General features: G+C 62.0%; 13 protein-coding genes. 6 read left to right on the top strand and 7 right to left on the bottom strand.

The genetic code is table 11. The annotated features are described in order from the left end of the window. Positions 1-310: 310 nt before the first annotated feature. The 4 genes from QP994_RS05085 to QP994_RS05070 are packed head-to-tail and all read right to left on the bottom strand — an operon-like array spanning position 311 to position 4,497. Positions 311-952, bottom strand: a complete 642-nt coding sequence (locus QP994_RS05085) for a hypothetical protein (protein ID WP_284865602.1) — start codon at positions 950-952, stop codon at positions 311-313. 54 nt (positions 953-1,006) lie between these two features. Beyond that, positions 1,007-1,822 (bottom strand): recombinase family protein, encoded by an 816-nt coding sequence (locus tag QP994_RS05080; RefSeq protein WP_284865601.1) that lies wholly within the window; start codon positions 1,820-1,822, stop codon positions 1,007-1,009. A 20-nt stretch (positions 1,823-1,842) separates the two neighbouring features. Then, entirely contained in the window at positions 1,843-2,931 is a 1,089-nt protein-coding gene (ychF, locus tag QP994_RS05075; RefSeq protein ID WP_284865600.1) for a redox-regulated ATPase YchF, read from the bottom strand. A 33-nt stretch (positions 2,932-2,964) separates the two neighbouring features. Beyond that, positions 2,965-4,497, bottom strand: a complete 1,533-nt coding sequence (locus tag QP994_RS05070) for a purple acid phosphatase family protein (RefSeq protein ID WP_284865599.1) — start codon at positions 4,495-4,497, stop codon at positions 2,965-2,967. A 127-nt stretch (positions 4,498-4,624) separates the two neighbouring features. On the opposite strand from QP994_RS05070, the gene QP994_RS05065 reads away from it, so the two are divergent. The 3 genes from QP994_RS05065 (at position 4,625) to QP994_RS05055 (ending at position 8,154) form a co-directional block, all read left to right on the top strand. After that, a complete protein-coding gene (locus QP994_RS05065; RefSeq protein WP_502870010.1) occupies positions 4,625-6,109 on the top strand; it encodes an AI-2E family transporter in 1,485 nt (494 codons plus the stop codon). Between the two features lie 63 nt (positions 6,110-6,172). After that, complete coding sequence (gene rmuC, locus QP994_RS05060; protein ID WP_284865598.1) at positions 6,173-7,303, top strand: DNA recombination protein RmuC; 1,131 nt, start codon at positions 6,173-6,175, stop codon at positions 7,301-7,303. 56 nt (positions 7,304-7,359) lie between these two features. Beyond that, on the top strand, positions 7,360-8,154 hold the full coding sequence (locus tag QP994_RS05055) for a DUF6542 domain-containing protein (RefSeq protein ID WP_284855420.1): 795 nt from the start codon (positions 7,360-7,362) through the stop codon (positions 8,152-8,154). An 8-nt stretch (positions 8,155-8,162) separates the two neighbouring features. On the opposite strand, the gene QP994_RS05050 is transcribed toward QP994_RS05055, so the two are convergent. After that, positions 8,163-9,125 (bottom strand): 4-hydroxy-3-methylbut-2-enyl diphosphate reductase, encoded by a 963-nt coding sequence (locus QP994_RS05050; protein WP_284865597.1) that lies wholly within the window; start codon positions 9,123-9,125, stop codon positions 8,163-8,165. 87 nt (positions 9,126-9,212) lie between these two features. Here QP994_RS05050 and xseA point away from each other — a divergent pair, with 87 nt between their 5' ends. Both xseA and QP994_RS05040 read left to right on the top strand, forming a co-directional pair. Then, positions 9,213-10,460, top strand: a complete 1,248-nt coding sequence (gene xseA / locus QP994_RS05045) for an exodeoxyribonuclease VII large subunit (RefSeq protein ID WP_284855418.1) — start codon at positions 9,213-9,215, stop codon at positions 10,458-10,460. Positions 10,461-10,480: 20 nt separating this feature from the next. After that, positions 10,481-10,804: an exodeoxyribonuclease VII small subunit gene (locus QP994_RS05040; RefSeq protein ID WP_284855417.1), complete on the top strand. Its 324-nt coding sequence runs from the start codon at positions 10,481-10,483 to the stop codon at positions 10,802-10,804. 14 nt (positions 10,805-10,818) lie between these two features. Here QP994_RS05040 and QP994_RS05035 read toward each other — a convergent pair whose 3' ends face one another. Next, complete coding sequence (locus QP994_RS05035; RefSeq protein WP_284855416.1) at positions 10,819-11,385, bottom strand: DUF4245 domain-containing protein; 567 nt, start codon at positions 11,383-11,385, stop codon at positions 10,819-10,821. A gap of 169 nt (positions 11,386-11,554) precedes the next feature. On the opposite strand from QP994_RS05035, the gene glpX reads away from it, so the two are divergent. After that, positions 11,555-12,562 (top strand): class II fructose-bisphosphatase, encoded by a 1,008-nt coding sequence (gene glpX / locus QP994_RS05030; RefSeq protein WP_284855415.1) that lies wholly within the window; start codon positions 11,555-11,557, stop codon positions 12,560-12,562. 78 nt (positions 12,563-12,640) lie between these two features. Here glpX and QP994_RS05025 read toward each other — a convergent pair whose 3' ends face one another. Further along, on the bottom strand, positions 12,641-13,720 hold the full coding sequence (locus QP994_RS05025; RefSeq protein ID WP_284865596.1) for an HNH endonuclease signature motif containing protein: 1,080 nt from the start codon (positions 13,718-13,720) through the stop codon (positions 12,641-12,643). Positions 13,721-13,939 lie beyond the last annotated feature (219 nt).

Below are 13,939 nucleotides of genomic sequence, written 5' to 3'. Positions count from 1 at the left end.
GATGCAATATCGAAATCAGACCCTTGAAGCCCTAACCGCCTAGAATTAAACCAGTCCAACTTTCGGGGGCCAGTTCACGTTTCCACTGGTAGGGGCCTTATCTTAGTAGCGGGGGCTGGATTCGAACCAACGACCTCTGGGGTAACAAGAGCCGTGTCATACTTCCTGCGAACGCCACGGTTGAGCAGTGTCGCCCCCGATACACGAAGGCAGATCTCCCCCGAACTGCCGGCTCCCGTGGCGTTCCTTCGTAAGAGCTTTGCGCGCCGCAGCGCATGCGCGCGATTGTTGACGTGTCACACACTGCAACCTAGTTCCACACGATCTGCACCGATTCAGGGTTAAAGGTCTTGGTGCCGCGCACGCCACGGCGCAGGCGCACCTGGCACAGGGTGTTGATGACTCGACGCTGCACGGCAAGCTCTGCGTTGTCGAAGGCGTCCACGGGCGAGGCGTAGCCGGTTGTGTCGAGCAGCGCCGATGCGCCAGCAAGGCGGGCACGGCGCGTTTCGAGTTTCTCGATCTGCGGCTCATAACGGTTTCGCGCGCGCTTGAGGTCACGGGCCTCGATAAGCTCCTCGTCGTAGTCAGCCTGGACGCGGGCGAGCTTTGCGCGAAGCTCAGCGAGTTCGTCGTCGATGGCGTCGACCTCGTCGTCATCCGCAGTTGGCAACAGGTCTGCTAGATCGTCACGGCCAAGGCGGGCGCGGATCACGGCGAGCACAAAATCATCGACGCTGTGAGTGCGCACTAAGCCACAGGCCGCGCAGCGGTAGCGGTCGGCATGCGTGTGCACGGGGTTGCCGCACTCGTCGCAGACATACAGGCCCGAGCCAAGATGGCGGCAAGTGTTCCGGCGCTCCTTGTTTGTCAGCCGGTCGGGATCATCGAGCACGTTTTGCACACGCCACCACAGATCTGGTGTGACGATCGGCTCCCACTGCCCTTTCACCGGCTCGCCGGTATCGGGGTCGCGGACGATATGCGTGACACGGCGGTATTTGTTCTACACGCCTTTGCGCTTGGCCTTCTTATAAGTGGAGTAACCCGCATACACGGGGTTGCGCAGGATCGAGTGCAACGACGTGTAGGCCCACGGCTGCGCGTCGGGAACCGGCTTTTCTTCCTGGCCTTCAGCGCGGCGTCGAGCGTTGCGCTCTGTGACCACGGTGTACATATGGCGCGGCGTGGTCGGGATATCCGGCAAGCCCGGTTGATCGACCCCAGATAAGGCGCGCGCAATGTCGCGCATGGAGTTGCCCCTCTCGACAGCGCGGAACATACCGAGCACGGCGGCGGCTTCGGATGGAATGATCTCGCCGGTGGAGGTGTAGCCGATAGGGCGCACACCGCCGGAGTACCAGCGGCCCTGCTCGGCGCGTTGCTGTTGCGCACGAGACTGGCGCATGCTCTTTCGCTCGATCTCGCCGCGTGCCACGGCTGCTTTGATGCGCGCGTACATTCTGCCGCCGTCGGTGGCAAGGTCAGCATCACCGTTCGCAGTGACGAGTTTCAGCCCCTGCTCCTCTGCCCTGTCGATCCACTCTTCGAGCTGCCAGGGCTGCCGTGTGAGGCGGTCGAGGTCCCAGCAAATGATCGCGTCGATCTCGCCGCGCTCAAAGGACGCCACCATCGCGTCGTAGTCGGGGCGGTCCACGTCCTTCTTCGACGCGGAGATCGACTGATCGACGTAGGTATGCACGACGTCCCAGCCGCGTTGCTCGGCAAGGGCTTCGCAGTCCTGGCGCTGCCGGTCGATGGCGAGGCCGTCCATGGCAGCATCGAGCGAGATACGGAGGTAAATAGCAGCACGTGTTGTCATGCCGCTAACACTAGCGCGCCTCAGGTTACATTGAAACGAAACTCCACGACGTCCCCATCAGCCATAACGTAGTCCTTGCCCTCCTGCCGGACCTTGCCGGCGGCGCGGGCTTCAGCCATGGAGCCAAGCTGGTCCAGGTCCTCGAAGGCGACGATTTCGGCCTTGATGAAGCCCTTTTCAAAGTCGGTGTGGATCACGCCGGCTGCCTTGGGGGCGGTGTCGCCCTTGTGGATGGTCCAGGCGCGGGCTTCCTTCGGGCCGGCGGTGAGGTAAGTCTGCAGGCCGAGGGTCTCAAAACCAGCGCGGGCGAGGGTTTCCAGGCCGGGTTCGTCTTGGCCGACGGAGGCGAGGAGTTCGGCAGCGTCTTCGTCGTCAAGCTCGAGCAGCTCGGTTTCCGTCTGAGCGTCGAGGAAGACGGCTTCGGCAGGCGCAACGAGTTCGCGCAGCTCAGCCTTCTTGACGTCGTCGGTGAGCACGCCCTCGTCGGAGTTGAAGACGTAGAGGAACGGCTTGGCCGTCATGAGGTGCAGGTCGCGGACGAGCGAGAGGTCGATCTCGCCAGCCTTCGCAGCGGCGAACAGGGTGCGGTCGGACTCGAGGATGGCTTGTGCCTTCTTCGCTTCCTCCACCTGCACGGCGATGTCCTTGTCCTTGCGCGCTTCCTTCTCTAGGCGCGGCAGGGCCTTCTCAATGGTCTGCAGGTCCGCGAGGATGAGTTCGGTGTTGATCACCGAGATGTCGTTTGCAGGGTCGACGCGGCCATCAACGTGGATGACGTTGTCATCGGAGAATGCGCGCACGACCTGGCAGATCGCGTCGGCCTCACGGATGTTGGCCAGAAACGCGTTGCCCATGCCTTCGCCCTCAGACGCGCCCTTGACAATGCCGGCGATGTCCACGAAGGACACCGTCGCCGGCAGGATCTCCGCCGACCCGAAGATCTCAGCCAAGCGGTTCAGACGCGCATCCGGCAGCGGCACGAGGCCAACGTTCGGCTCGATGGTGGCAAACGGGTAATTCGCCGCCAGAACATCGTTACGGGTCAGGGCGTTGAACAGGGTGGACTTGCCCACGTTGGGCAGACCGACAATTCCAAGAGTAAGGCTCACGAGGGCCCATGATAGCCCACGGGCCCGCGCAGCTTAGAGGCGGATGCCGTTGCGCTCTGCCAGATCACGCAGCAGCGGGGACAGCAGCGCCAGGATGCCGAGCAGCCCAGCGAGCACGCCAATCACAATGCCGACGATTTTGCCTGCCGACGAGCCTTCGCCCGACGAACCTTCAGCCGAGGAGCCCTCCCCCGGAGTCGCGTCCGGGACGTTGGGGTTGGTGGTGGAACGGTCGAGGGTGAATTCGTCGACAAGCGAATCGTCTGCGACGTTGAACGTGCGGACAGTGAGCGTGTTCTTCTTCACGTCAACCACCGTGTAGTCCGGCGTGCGATCCTGCTGCCACACGCCGATGGCCGGGTTGGCAAACTCCGAGCCCTCCATCTGGGAGCTGTCGGTGATGTCCGTGCGCTTGGCGCCGGAGGTCTCGTAGACGTCGCCGTACCTACCGCCGCCAGCCGTGGTGGTGGTCAGGTAGAGCACCTCACCATCCTTCGGGCGCAGTACGTCGCCGGACTTGGCCGGCGTGTCCGTGCCCACTGGCTCAGTGCCGTTCATCAGGCGGGAACGGTTGTACATGTGCTCGTGGCCACCCATAACCAGGTTGACGCCGGCCTCGCTGAATGCGGGGGCAAGGCCCTCGCGCAGGCGCTTCGCCTCAGGGCTCTTGATGCCAAACTCACCGTGGGTGTACGGCGAGTGGTGCATAACCGCGATGATCCAATCCTTGCCCGCGCCATGTGCCGCCGCGGTCTGGCGCACAAACCTAGCGTGGCGCGCAATCGCCGCCGCGTCATTCTGCGTGCTGTCCAGCACGATGAACAGCGCGTTGTTGCGCTCAAAGTAGTAGTTCGCCGAGCCGTCTTCCTGGTTGGGGAAGTTCACGTGCTCCTTGAAGTGGCGCTCCACCGTGAGCCGGCTCTCCTGCTCACCCTTCGCCAGGGCCAGCGGGTAGGAACGCAGCTGCTCCGGCGAGAAGAATGCCGCCCAGCGGGAGATCGGATCACCGCCAGCAGCAATCTGATCGCCTGCATGGAGGATGAACTGCGCATCCGGGGCCTTCGCCGTGGCCTGCTTCACCGCGGTGCGCCACGCTTCTGCCTGCTCTTTAACGCGCAGACCCACACCAAGCTCCGCATCAGAGAGCGCCACGAATTTCCAGGAGCTGCCCGCACCCTGCGTGCGGAAGGACGCCGGCTCGCTCCAGCCACCCTCATTCGAACCGATCTGGTAGGTGTACTCGGTGTCCGGCTTCAGGCCCGTGATCGTAGCGTGGTTAGTGCGGTACGCGATAGCGCCGAAATCCGCTTCCTGCGCTGCTTCGCGGCGCTCCTCCTTCACCCCACCACGCGGATGAAACTTCACGTATTCCTCACCGCGATACGTGGTACGCCAGGAGAAACTCATCTCCGTCGCCGTGGCCCCCACACCAATGTGGCTCACGGTGATGGGATTCTTCGCGCCAATCTGGGCAAAGGCGGGCGCAGCGGGCACAGCCGCAAGCGACATACCAAGCGCTACCGCTGCGGCAACGCCAGATTTAAAAAGAGGACGGGATGCAGACACGGGAAGGGGCCTTTCACGTAGCGGGGGCTAAATGTTTCCAGAAAAAGTAGCACGTGTTGGGGGGGTGGGGTGGGTAGGTGTGGGCAAGAGATCGTCGAAAAGCGAATGCTGGGGCACAATAGGGCGCGTGAGTTCAACGAAAAACAGCGACACCACCCACGAGTCGCCCGAGGCACCGACTGACAAGGTTACAAAGACCGGATACGACAACCGCGTCGACCGTTCCGTTGTGCTGAACTCCTGGGTGCGCTCGACCGCGCTGTTTTCACTGCGCATGCTGGCTATCGTTGTTCTGCTCGGCGCACTCGCCTACCTGCTGGGCAAATTCTGGGCCGGTGTGCTGCCCGTCGTGCTCGCTCTCATCGTCTGCACGGTGCTCGCACCCCCGACGACATTCATGCGCAAGCATGGTTTGCCCGCCGGCGTATCCGCCCTGGTCTCCATGTTGCTGGCCGTGGCGGTGCTGCTGTTCTTCGTGTCCATCATTCTGCCGGACATCATGCGCAACTCCCGCGTGCTGGTCAGTCAGGCCGCACAAGGTATTCAAAACCTACAGCTGTGGCTCCAGAACCAAGACACATTGCCGTTTTCCATCGACGGCGAGAAACTCGACGCCGCATTCCAGGAAGCCGCATCGTGGCTGCAGGATCGTGCTGGCGCGATCGCGGGCGGAATCTTTTCTGGGATTGGCACGGCCACGTCCATGGCAGTCACGTTCGTGGTCGTCCTCGTGCTCACCTTCTTCTTCCTCAAAGACGGGCCGAAGTTCCTCCCCTGGCTGCGGGATGCCACCGGTGGTCGCGCGGGCCTGCACGCAACGGAGCTGCTCACCCGCTCCTGGGACACGCTCAGCGGCTACATTCGCGCGCAGGCGGTTGTGTCTTTCATTGATGCGCTGTTCATCGGTATTGGTATCTACCTCGTCGGTGTTCCACTCGCGTTTACGCTGGCGGTGATCACGTTCATGGCGGGCTTCATCCCGCTGGTCGGCGCGATTGTGGCTGGGGCGTTGGCGGTGCTCATCGCACTGGTCTCGCTCGGGTTCACCCAAGCTCTCATCGTCCTAGGCATCGTCATCGCGGTGCAGCAGCTAGAGGGCAACGTGCTCTCCCCGCTCCTGCAGTCGCGCGCGATGAACCTACACCCGGTCATCGTGCTGGTCTCCGTCACAGTAGGCGGTGGCCTCTTCGGGCTCATGGGCGCGTTTCTCGCAGTGCCCGTCGCAGCCACGGTCGCGGTGGTTTTCCGTTACATCCAAGACATGCTGCGCATTCACGCCGGAGAAGTTCGTGCGGACGACCTCCGCTTCTCCACGGATGTTGGCCGCGCCCTCGCCGAAGCCGAAGAACTCGAAAGCGCGAAAGCGCGCGAGGACCTGTCCACACAGAGCGGATGGGCCGCCCCACATATCACCGACAAGCTTCTCGACGACTCCCCTGCCCCCACCTCCCTCCGCCTCCCCTTCGACAAACTGCCATTGCGCCGAAACAAAGACAACAAAGACAACAAAGACCAGGGGGTATCCGGCGCGAGGAATAACCGCATCGAGCGGCTCGTGCAACGCCTGCCACGCAGGGATCGCACAGAACCACAGCCAAACATTGACGAATAAATGTTCGACTAACTGTGCCGTGGTACGCCTGGCGTGTCCCCCGCGTGTGGAACGGTGGGTGCTATGTCTTTCGCGTATGTAGCTGCCCCTGCCACCCCGACGGTGAATATGGCACCGTTGATGCTTGCCTTCGTCCTGGGACTTCTCCTCGGCGCGGTCGTGGGCGCTGCCGTCTATGCCCTGCGCAACCAGCGTTCTGATCCGCCACAGCTTCAGCCCGCCCCCACCCCGGAATACGCGGCACGCCAAGGCAAAGAACTGGAGATCCTGCGCTCTTCGGTAGAGAAGCTTTCCTCGCAGGTCCGAGACTTAAATGAAGAGAGCGTTGTCACCCAATCAACGTTGGTGGCGCAGGTGCAGGCGGTGACGAGGGCGTCGACACGCTTGGGTGATCGCACAGATCAGCTCGTTTCGGCACTGCGCTCCCCCAACGTGCGCGGCAGGTGGGGTGAGATGCAGCTGGAACGCGTCGTGGAACTTGGTGGCATGAAGAAGTATTGCGATTTTGATGTCCAGGCAACCGCCCACGTCGACGGTCACACACTGCGCCCCGACATGGTTATTCGGCTCAGTGGGGGCCGCAACATCATCGTGGATGCAAAGGTGCCGTTCTCTGCGTACCTTGATGCACTTGCCACGAACGACCCAGAAGAAAAAGCCGGTTATCTGCGCCGCCACTGTCATCTGCTGCGCTCGCACGTAGACACGCTGTCTAGCAAAAGCTATGTGTCTGCATTCCAGCCCACGCCGGAATTCATCGTGCTGTTCATCCCCTCGGATCCCTTCCTCGATGCAGCATTGGAGCAAGAACCGCAGCTGCTTGATCATGCATTTGCGAAAAACATCGTCCTCGCCACCCCCGCCACTCTCTTTGCACTGCTCAAGACAGTCGCTTTGGGCTGGCAGCAGGAAGACATGTCAGATAAAGCCGTCGAAGTGCAACGCCTCGGCGCTGAGTTGTACGCGCGACTGGGCAAAATGGCGGAGCACTACAACCGCGTCGGGGCATCCCTCGACAAAGCGGTGGACGCTTTCAACGCCACGCTCGGCTCCATGGATTCCCGCGTCATGGTCACCGCCCGCCGTCTTCGCGATCTCGATCTGCCCGCCAAATCCTCTCTGCCCCCACAGAAACTTCAATCTGTCTCCGCCCGGGCGCGCGTGATCCACAAAACGGAAGAGCCTCCGAGGTAACATGATGCACCGTGTCTCATGCCTCTCCACGAACTTCGCTCGCCCAGGACAGCACGATGTCCGGTTTCTCCCTGGGCTCGGGACTGGGCATCCTCATCGCAGCGTTGGTCACCGGCGGTCTGATCTCGCTGTACACACAGATGATCGGCTGGCCTTTCCTAGCTATCTTCGCACTGGCGTCCGTGATCGTGGCAACGTTTGTGAGCCCCCGTGGCCTTTTCATCACCGTGGTATCCATCCCACTGCTGTTCACGTTTTTCCTGCTACTCACCGGCACACTGAACGCATACTTCTCACTGCCTGAAGGCCAAACATCACTCGGTCGCACATCAGTCTTGGTGATCCTCTACCCGCTGGTGCAGTTCTTCCCGGTACTGGCCATGGTGACGCTGGGGGCGCTGCTCATCACCGTCGTGCGCTACCAACTGCTCAAACGGCTTAACGACGACATCCGCCGCCACGAACTCCGCCAACGCCGGCGCACCAACGAAGCTAACCGACGCTCCGTGCGCGAAGCATCCCGTTCACGGCACCTGCCTGAACGCACCGCTGAACGAACCATTGAGCGCACAGCCGAGCAACCCCGAGTTCAAGCACCCGAGCGCACTACACAACGCCCTGCCCAGCCCGCTGGTAAGCAGAAACCGCGGCAGAGGTTCGCGCAAAGCACGTCCATCCCTGCCTCACAGCGCCGCGAACGTGGCCGCCGGAGCCGGAACCGCAACCGCAACGGCAACAAGGTCACCGTTGATGAGTTGCTGGCTCGGAGGAGGCGGGAACGGGATGCGTCCAAAGGTACGTCGACAAGCAACGTGCGCCGCAGGCTCAGCGACGACCTGTACGGCGACTAGCCCCTGGTCTAGGCCTGCTTGCGGCGCGGTACGCGCAGATCACGCGGCAACGCGAAGGTGATGGTTTCTGTCGTGGTGGTGACTTCCTCGACGTTATCGAAACCGTGCTCCGCGAGGTGATCAATCACCTCACGCACCAGAATCTCCGGTACGGATGCGCCTGAGGTCACACCGACGGTCGTGACACCGTCAAGCCATGCGTCCTCAATCTGGTGTGCGTAATCCACCAAGTGAGCGTCCTGCGTGCCGTTCTGCAGAGCAACCTCAACCAGGCGCTTGGAGTTCGACGAATTCTGGGAGCCCACCACGATCATGAGGTCACAGCGCTGCGCAATCGCTTTCACCGCGACCTGACGGTTCTGGGTGGCGTAGCAAATGTCATCGCTCGGTGGGTTCTCCAGATTCGGGTACTTCTCGCGCAGGCGTTCAACGATCTCCATCGTCTCGTCCACCGACAGCGTGGTCTGGGAGAGCCACACGAGCTTCTGATCCGCCGGGAAATCGGGCGCCTTTTCCACGCCCTCAATCCCGTCAACAAGGTGCACGACATCCGGGGCCTCACCGGCGGTACCTTCGACCTCTTCGTGGCCTTCGTGGCCGACCAGGAGGATCTGGTAACCATCGCGGGCGAAACGCTTGACCTCGTTGTGGACCTTGGTCACCAGCGGGCAGGACGCGTCGAGAGCAAGCAGGTTACGGCGCTCCGCCGACTCACGCACCGCCGGCGAGACGCCGTGGGCGGAGAAGACCACGTGGGAGCCCTCCGGCACCTCATCGGTTTCCTCCACGAAGATCACTCCGCGCTGGGACAGCGTTTCCACCACGTACTTGTTGTGGACGATTTCCTTGCGGACATAAATGGGTGCGCCGTACTTCTCCAGCGCCTTTTCTACCGTCTCCACTGCACGGTCCACACCCGCGCAGTACCCGCGGGGGGCGGCTAGAAGGACGTTCTTTCCGGTGCTTGACATGGTTCCCCAGGGTAATGGATCAGCGTGGGAAAGGTAAGCTGGCCCGCACGAGCGTCGATACAGCAGATAGAAGGGGGCGTAAGCACAGTGACGGGACAACCGCCGAAGAACTCACCGGAGACTCCGTGGTCTGTGGCCCAGGTCAACGACAGTGTCAAGAAGTGGATTGAACGCCTTGGCTGGTTGTGGATCGAGGGTCAGCTCACACAGGTGAATATGAAGCCGACGTGGAAGCTGTCCTATCTGACGTTGCGCGACACCCAGCAAGAGATGAGTCTGCAGCTCACCGCGCGCACGGATCTACTGCGCTCCATGCCGGCGCCACTCAAGGACGGCGACCGGGTGGTCGTGTGTGGCAAGCCCGCGTTCTACGCCGGGCGGGGCACGTTTTCCATGTGGGTCACGGAGATCCGCCACGTCGGCGAGGGCGAGCTGCTGGCCAAAATTGAGCGCCTGCGCGCGCTACTCAACAGCGAGGGCTTGTTTGACCCGGCGCGCAAGCTGCCACTTCCCTATCTGCCGCGTCGGGTGGGGCTCATCACCGGACGCGGTTCGGCAGCAGAGCGCGATGTGCTGTCTGTGGCGCAGGATCGCTGGTCGGCGGTAGATTTCCGCGTGATCAATACCGCGGTGCAGGGCCCAGGCACGGTGCCGGAGGTCATTGCTGCGCTGCAGGAGTTGGATGCGGATCCCACCGTGGACGTGATCATCATTGCCCGCGGCGGCGGTTCGGTGGAGGACCTGCTGCCGTTCTCCGAGGAAGCTCTCCAGCGCGCCGTCGCTGCCGCCCGCACCCCGGTCGTGTCCGCGATCGGGCACGAGCCGGATAACCCCGTGCTGGACAACGTCGCGGATCTGCGCGCTGCCACCCCCACCGATGCAGCCAAGCGCGTTGTACCTGATGTCGCCGCAGAATTTTCGCTTATCGACGAAGCCCGTTCCCGCACCGCCTCCGCCCTCCGCGCCTGGGTCCACCGGGAACGCCAGGGACTTAAGCAAATGCGTTCGCGGCCAGTCATGGCGAATCCGTTGACACCGATTCTCATGCGCCGGGAAGAGTTGGAGCGCGCCGTGGGCGCTATCCGGCGTGATATTGCACGACTGCTTGCCCAAGAATCTGCCGAGGTGCGCTCCTTGCGCTCCCAGGTCTCCGCTCTCGGCCCGGCAGCGACGCTGGCGCGTGGCTATGCCGTGGTGCAGGTCCAACCTCGCGATGGGTCTGAACCGGAAGTGGTCACCAGCATCAGTCAAGCTCCACCGGGTTCACCCCTGCGCATCCGCGTCGGCGATGGCTCCATCACCGCCGCCGGTATGTCCACCACGCCAGCAAAATAGACATAGAGAAGGAACACACCATGACAGAGAACACCTTCGGTCAAGGCACCCCCAACGACAACGCTTTTCCCGCCCCAGAAACCCTCAGCTATGAGCAGGCGCGGGACCAGCTCATCGAAACCGTGAAGATCCTCGAACTCGGCCAAATGAGCCTCGACGAATCCCTCAAGTACTGGGAACGCGGCGAAGCCCTCGCCAAACGCTGCGAAGTCCTGCTCAACGGCGCCCAGGAGCGTGTCGAAGCTGCACTTGGCAGTCCCACAGGAGCTACCAAGGAAGAGCAAGGAGGAGCTACCGAGGAAGCGCAGGAGGCAGCCGTCCAGGAAGAAGATGCTGGGGAGTAGGCGGCGTCGATAAGCTACTTAGCTAGCGGCTCCGCAGCAGCGAACCTTTCGATAAGCTCGCGGAACTCGGGAGCTTCCGCGGCGCCGGTGACTAGGAGGCGAGCGTCGCCTAGATCCACGAACCACACATCGCGCACATCGCTGTAGTCGGAGGTGTAGATCTTCGCCTCGTGCCCAGCGACGTCCTCAGTGCTGGTGAGGGTGCGCGGTGACGCGTCGATCTTCTTGATCGCAGTGTCTTCATCGACCCCTGTCTGCGTGACCTGGAGGAAGCCCTCCTGCGGGGTGACCCACCCCATGACGGGCGCGGGGGTGCCGTTCAGCGTGGTACGGCGCGCAGAGTTATTCACCCAGCCCTCCGGCAAATCCGGGTACCGCACAGCGAAATCGACAGCGCGCGACTCCATGCCCAGGAAGGTTTGCCCATCCACCTCCTGCACCGGCCCGTTCTCCGGGCGGCCGGGGTTGAAAGAACACATCCCCGTAAAGCCGACAGCGAGCAGCATGAGGACGACAATGACCACGACATTGATCGAGATGTCACGGCTGTCTTGGAAAATGCGCGGTTTCTCTTTAGCCACGCGCTTCAGTATGTCACGGGCCACCCAATAGGCCACGGACTCCCCCGATTAGGTGGGCAACCGGACATATCGGACCCTTAAAAGTGCCACAATGGGGAGGAGAATAGCTGCGTCCGCGTGGCTTTCCGCTCATAAACTCCATCAACCATGCCCCAGGAGGCAACAACAGATGTCTACAACCGCTGAAACCCCGGACCGCAACCTCGCCATGGAGCTCGTCCGCGTCACCGAGGCGGCAGCTTTGGCTTCCGGCCGGTGGGTTGGCCGTGGCAAGAAGAATGAGGGTGATGGAGCAGCTGTGGACGCCATGCGCCAAATGATCAACTCCGTGAACATGGACGGCGTCATCATCATTGGTGAAGGCGAAAAGGACGAGGCGCCAATGCTGTTCAACGGTGAGAACGTGGGTAACGGGCTCGGCCCAGCCATGGACCTAGCGGTCGACCCGGTTGACGGCACTCGCCTCATGGCAGAAGGTCGCCCGAACGCCATATCCGTCATCGCGGCTGCGGAGCGCGGCACGATGTACGACCCGACCGATGCGTTCTACATGAACAAGATCGCCGTCGGCCCGGAAGCAGCAGGCAAGATCGACATCACCGCACCCGTTGCACACAACATCCAGGTAGTGGCGAAGGCGAAGGGCATTGAGCCTCGCGACGTCACCGTGGTCGTCCTCGACCGCCCCCGCCACAACCAACTCGTCGAGGAGATCCGTGCGGCTGGCGCCAAGGTCCGTTTCATCATGGACGGCGACGTTGCTGGTGCCATCGCTGCGGCGCGCAACAACAACTCCATCGACATGGCCATGGGCATCGGTGGCACCCCGGAAGGCGTCATCACCGCCTGCGCGCTGAAGTGCATCGAGGGTGAGATCCAGGGCATGCTCGCCCCACAGTCCGACGAGGAGCGTGAGAAGGTTCTCGCCGCCGGCCACGACCTGGATCGTGTACTGGGAATCAACGACTTGGTCAGCTCCGACAACTGCTACTTCGCCGCCACCGGCGTGACCAAGGGCGACATGCTCCGCGGCGTGTCCTACCGCGCGGACGGCGCCACCACCCGTTCGTTGGTCATGCGCTCCAAGTCCGGCACTGTCCGTCACATCGAGTCCCTGCACAAGCTGTCCAAGCTGCGCGAGTACTCCGTGATTGATTACTCCGGTCCGACCGCTTAATCCGCTTTACCGCATGACCAGTTTTCAGGCATGCCAATGGGCCCGGTTCATACCGGGTCCATGTGTGTTAGCAGGGGCTCACGTGTGTACGAGTTCGGGATATAAGGACTCCATCGCCCCGTACGGATGTCGCTTATTACTTCGCGCATACCCCGTAGGTGAGACCCAGATGGGTCTGCCTCTTCGTATTGCGACGCGTCCATGCACGTGTTTCTCCGGGTCATCGTCGTTGACCCGATTGTGGTAGCTACACAGGACGGCGAGGTTATTCATGTTCGTCTCGCCACCGTAGCGCCAGGGTTCCACGTGATGGATTTCGCAGTGATCGGCAGGCATCCGGCAGTCCGGGTTTGTGCAGATCGGCTGCGTCGCCTTCGCCAAGACGCGTTGCTTCGCGCTTGCTAATCTGCGCCCCCTGTAATGATTCACCGGGCCCTCTGTCGGATGGAATAACGCTGCTTCCAGGCCGTACTCCTCATTGCAGAGGTAGTTGTTCACAAAGTCCGCACCGGTCATGGTGGTGCCGTTGGTCAGGCCGAGGATGATGTCGTCGCCGTGGCCGCGGATGATCGTCGACAAGTGAGGAGCCGGCACCAAGATAAGCGGGCATGGCGCGGCGGCCGGAACCCCCTCCCCCGAACGCATGAGTTTCTCAAACGCCTCCGCTATCTGCGGGCCAGCGGGCAGATCTGGGTTGATGCCTGTACGCGTATACGCCTCCAGGTCCGCCATGACGTGCTCATCCCCCATGATGACCACGCCACCGATCCCATCTACCGGCGCAATAAACCGTGCGCTCTTCGTCCTGGGTTTGGTCTTCTGTGGCACGATCTTCTTCGCGTACCGTGCGAGTGCCACGCACGTCGACGCTTTGTCCACCGCCACCTGAATGAGGCGGAAACGGTAACCATCCCGCTCCCCTTTGCGCTTGACGTGACTGATGCAGCGCTCAATCTGGGCGAGCAGATCCACCGTCAGTCCTGCCTCGTGCGCGGCTGCCGTCGTCCGCTTCGATGCACCCTGCCCGAAGTACGCAGAATGCACCAACGCCAACTCCCCCACGCGGGCAGGCGACAACCCCGCCGCGAGGAACAGCGCGCGATCAAAATCGCGGAGCTCCTCCAGCGGAATCTGCGTCAAACGGGCAAGTAAGTTCATGCCAGCCACCGTAACCGCGACAAAAGCCCTGCGTAAAGGGTTTGTGAGAAGTCCCCCAGTTTCAGAAAAAATGGAACCGTATGGGGGCCTACAGCAGTCTAAATAAGGTTGGGGGTTTTATCGGGCCGAAGGTCAGCCAGGTTTTTCAAAAATCAGGAATAATGGCGAGTGTGACAGCTGGCGCAATCGCGCCGGGAAACGTTCTAACCGCAAAGGATG

It is taken from the genome of Corynebacterium sp. MSK044 (genome assembly GCF_030232825.1).
In the GTDB taxonomy this organism is placed as follows: Bacteria; Actinomycetota; Actinomycetes; order Mycobacteriales; family Mycobacteriaceae; genus Corynebacterium.
The sequence above is the reverse complement of the archived record's forward strand: the minus strand, read 5'-3'. Positions and strand labels throughout refer to the sequence as shown.

Bases quoted from the DNA above. Each gene is read 5' to 3' on its own strand.
- glpX (WP_284855415.1), top strand. From the start codon at position 11,555: ATGTCTACAACCGCTGAAACCCCGGACCGCAACCTCGCCATGGAGCTC.
- QP994_RS05080 (WP_284865601.1), bottom strand. From the start codon at position 1,822: ATGACAACACGTGCTGCTATTTACCTCCGTATCTCGCTCGATGCTGCC.
- QP994_RS05040 (WP_284855417.1), top strand. From the start codon at position 10,481: ATGACAGAGAACACCTTCGGTCAAGGCACCCCCAACGACAACGCTTTT.
- rmuC (WP_284865598.1), top strand. From the start codon at position 6,173: ATGTCTTTCGCGTATGTAGCTGCCCCTGCCACCCCGACGGTGAATATG.
- QP994_RS05055 (WP_284855420.1), top strand. From the start codon at position 7,360: ATGTCCGGTTTCTCCCTGGGCTCGGGACTGGGCATCCTCATCGCAGCG.
- QP994_RS05050 (WP_284865597.1), bottom strand. From the start codon at position 9,125: ATGTCAAGCACCGGAAAGAACGTCCTTCTAGCCGCCCCCCGCGGGTAC.
- QP994_RS05025 (WP_284865596.1), bottom strand. From the start codon at position 13,720: ATGAACTTACTTGCCCGTTTGACGCAGATTCCGCTGGAGGAGCTCCGC.